Here is a 3,404-nt window from a genome sequence, read left to right on the forward strand (position 1 = left end):
CCCGCTTATTGTGCTCAACTGACGATGCGCAGGTTCGACAATTCGCTGCCGATCGCCTTGAAGTCGTCCGACAGCGTGGCGCCGGTCGAGTTCCAGAACAACTTCGCGGGCTTGCTCGGGTCGGTTGGATCCCTGCGGAACCGCGAATCCGATGCGCAGGCGGTAAGCGCCGAGATCGCCTTCTTCTCGGCTGTTTTTTGAATGCTGAGATCAAGGGAAACCGTCATGACGATGATGTTGTTGGCCTTGGCGTTGGCGCACAGCGTTTGCATCTGCTCGTCGAGAGCGGCGGTATAGTTCGCGTCGGTATAGGTACTTTTGCCGACGGCTGAGCTGGTGTTCATGAACAGGCGGGTCACCGAGCCCGAACCGGGATATACCAGTCCTGTATATCCATAGGCGGCATAGGTCGATCTGTTATTGGCATAGCTGCTGTCGTTGACTGAGCTGTAGGTATTGGCACCGTCCGTGAGCACGATGACAACCTTGTCGTTGCCTCTTTCGTTGTTATCTCGGCCCTCGGTGAAAGGCTCATTGCTGGAGAGAGTCCTCCAGCCCCATGCGAGTCCCTCCGGCACGTTGGTGTTGCCGGTAGGTGTCATCGCATCTATGGCGCTGAGGATCGTCTGCTTACCAGCGGTCGTCGCTACATCCTGTAACGGTGTGATTGGGCTCGTCGTGCAACCTGCGTTGGGGCCGTCGTCTGCCGACACGGTCGAAGCGTCGTACGGTTTGGTTAGAAAATATTTCCGCATATCCGCTTGGCGTTGAGGCACCGACAGACCGTCGCTCGAATCTATCCACCAGTTGTTGCTGTAGCCCCAGGAATTTGTGCTGGTGCGTGTGCTGTCGGTCCACAGATTACCTGCTTCGTCCGGCGCGAACATCGGTACGAACAGGCTGGCGGGCTTGCTCGCTGTCGGCGTCGTGTCGTCGACATTGTAGGGATAAGGCCTCGCCTCCACACAGCCTTTCCAGGCTTCATACTGTCCGGTTGTGGGGGTAGAATAGGTTTGGCAACTGCCATTGGACCGCTTCTTGGTGCAGGTCCGGGTCGTGGCCGTCATCTCCTCGTAGAGCTTGAAGCGGGTCATTGGGGTGTTCTGTCCCGCGCCCCAACCACTGCCGCGCTTCCAGCGAGCGTCACCAACTTTCTCAATATACTTGTTTGGATCGCCAGAAGCGGTCTTGGACATCTTCGTCCAATCGAAATTTTCGTGATGGATCGGTGAAATGCCGTCCAGATCCATCCAGGCTTTATCCTTGTTGGCTGGACCAACATTGACCGAAGCCGAAAACGGCACCAGTGAGAACTGCACTGGCCTGTCGATCTGTCTCATCAGATCCGCTTGGCCGGCAAGCATGTTCACCAGTTCGGTGGCGGCGGTCTTGAGCAGCGCTATGCGTTGCTGGCCTCCAGTGGGGGAGATGTCGCTCATCGAGCCCGAATTATCGAGCACCAGCGACACTTCCAGCGTGTTCTTGAGGCGGATCTCGGACCTGGCCGAGAAGTTGACGGTCGTCTGGCCGGGCGTTCCGCCAAGTAGCGCGACCGCAGCCGGCAGGAAATAAGGCTTGTATTGCAGCGCGGCCTCGAGGACCAGCGTGCCGCCGCCGGCGTTGTTGTTCGGCAGGGTTACCGCCAGCGTCGCGTTCGCCGGAAGGACATGCCTCAGGTTGGCCTCGAAGAAGCTTTTAGCGTAGGTCTTCGCGTCGGCGTCGCTGGCACCGGCGACGATCTGCTGTGCCGTTGCGAGCCCCGCCGCGTCTAGCGCGTTCAGCGTTTCCTGCTTCTGCCTGATCAACTCGGTGTAGTCGACGGCAATCGCCACGGCGCCCATCAGCGGTATCATTGTGATGACCGTCATCAAGGCGTAATTACCCCGCCTGTCGCGAAAAAAATCGCGGATCATTGCATTTACCCCCGCCAAGGATCCGTGCCGAGATACGACCATGGTCGCAGTTGCTGTCGTACCATAGTCATAAATCGTTAAATTTCAGCTTGCGCGAAACCATCAAGAACGCACCGCCTTTTTGACTGCGCGTTAACCCTGTGAGTCCGGGCGAGCGAGATCGAGGCTCGGGCCTGTGGTGATCGGGAAAGCTCGTGACAGGATCAAACGCTTCGGTTATGCGGGACCGTCCGTGGCCGACAGTCTGTCGCGGCCTGCCAGGAATCGAAATCAGGGACACGGCATGGCGGATTCGCCCGACATCATCGCTTCGCTCGACGATCTGGCGGGGCGCTACGCGGCCATACTGTGCGACGTCTGGGGCGTCGTTCACAATGGCGAATGGCATTTTCCGGCGGCCGCCGCCGCGCTTGCCCGGGCACGCGCGGCCAACGTGCCTGTCGTGCTGATCACCAATTCGCCGCGCCGCAGCGCCGACGTCATTGCCCAGATGAAGGCGATCGGTGTTCCCGCCGACGCCTGTGACCGGGTCGTTACTTCCGGCGACGTGACGCGCGACCTGATCGCCGACGGCCCAAGGCGGATCTTCCATATCGGGCCGGAGCGCGATTTCACGCTCTATGACGGGCTCGATGTCGATCTTGTCGAGGAATTCGAGGCCTCGGGTGTCGTCTGCACCGGTCTCTATGACGACGAGGTCGAGAAGCCCGCCGACTATGCCGAACTGCTGCATCGGCTGCGCGCCCGCAACCTGCCTTTCATTTGCGCCAATCCGGATATCCTGGTGGAGCGCGGCGAGCGGACCATCTGGTGCGCCGGCGCGCTCGCGCGGGAATACGCGCAACTGGGCGGCCGTACGCTGATTGCCGGCAAGCCCTTCGCGCCGATCTACCATGTCGCGATGAAGGAGGTCGCCGGATTGCTTGGCCGCGCCGTCGAACGAAGCGAGGTTCTCGCCATCGGCGACGGCATGATGACCGATGTCAAGGGCGCGGCCGACAACGGCTTTGACGTGCTCTATGTCTCGGGCGGCATCCACGCGCGTGAGCATGGCGACGATCCCGCAAGGCTGGCGGCCTTTCTCGAAAAGCACGGCTACCGGCCGGTCGCCGTCATTCCGCGCCTGCAATAGGTTGATAGTCTGGCCATGACGGGCGCTTTGACATGACGCAAGCCTTCGAACGTCTTTCCACAGCCGCGCCGCTGCCTGCGCATTTGCGCGGCGGCGTCGTGGCGATCGGCAATTTTGACGGCGTCCATCGCGGCCATCAGGCCGTCCTGGAGCGCGCGCTGGCTGAGGCCGGCCGCAATGGCGTGCCCGCCTTGGTGCTGACCTTCGAGCCGCATCCGCGCAAGGTGTTCCGGCCACAGGTGCCGCTCTTCGTGCTGACGCCGCCGCCGATGAAGGCGCGGCTGCTCGCCGGATTTGGCTTCGCCGCCTTGGTCGAGCAGCCGTTCACGCGCGATTTCGCCTCCCTCTCCGCCGAGGCT

At 61.2% G+C, this 3,404-nt stretch carries 3 protein-coding genes; 2 read left to right on the plus strand and 1 reads right to left on the minus strand.

Annotated elements, in window-relative coordinates; all coding sequences use genetic code 11:
- Positions 1 to 14 precede the first annotated feature (14 nt).
- Complete coding sequence (locus tag EOA24_RS31465; RefSeq protein ID WP_127256422.1) at positions 15 to 1,913, minus strand: pilus assembly protein TadG-related protein; 1,899 nt, start codon at positions 1,911 to 1,913, stop codon at positions 15 to 17.
- A gap of 283 nt (positions 1,914 to 2,196) precedes the next feature.
- Here EOA24_RS31465 and EOA24_RS31470 point away from each other — a divergent pair, with 283 nt between their 5' ends.
- Both EOA24_RS31470 and EOA24_RS31475 read left to right on the plus strand, forming a co-directional pair.
- Positions 2,197 to 3,045 carry a TIGR01459 family HAD-type hydrolase gene (locus tag EOA24_RS31470; RefSeq protein WP_126083170.1) on the plus strand — a complete coding sequence of 283 codons (849 nt, stop codon included), beginning with the start codon at positions 2,197 to 2,199 and terminating at the stop codon, positions 3,043 to 3,045.
- Between the two features lie 32 nt (positions 3,046 to 3,077).
- Positions 3,078 to 3,404 (plus strand): adenylyltransferase/cytidyltransferase family protein (locus tag EOA24_RS31475; RefSeq protein WP_145992555.1); only part of this gene is annotated, 327 nt, incomplete at its 3' end.

The sequence above is a fragment of the Mesorhizobium sp. M2A.F.Ca.ET.039.01.1.1 genome (genome assembly GCF_003998035.1).
Taxonomy (GTDB): domain Bacteria; phylum Pseudomonadota; class Alphaproteobacteria; order Rhizobiales; family Rhizobiaceae; genus Mesorhizobium.

Coding starts and splice junctions, on each gene's coding strand:
- EOA24_RS31465 (WP_127256422.1), bottom strand. CDS start 1,913: ATGATCCGCGATTTTTTTCGCGACAGGCGGGGTAATTACGCCTTGATG.
- EOA24_RS31470 (WP_126083170.1), top strand. CDS start 2,197: ATGGCGGATTCGCCCGACATCATCGCTTCGCTCGACGATCTGGCGGGG.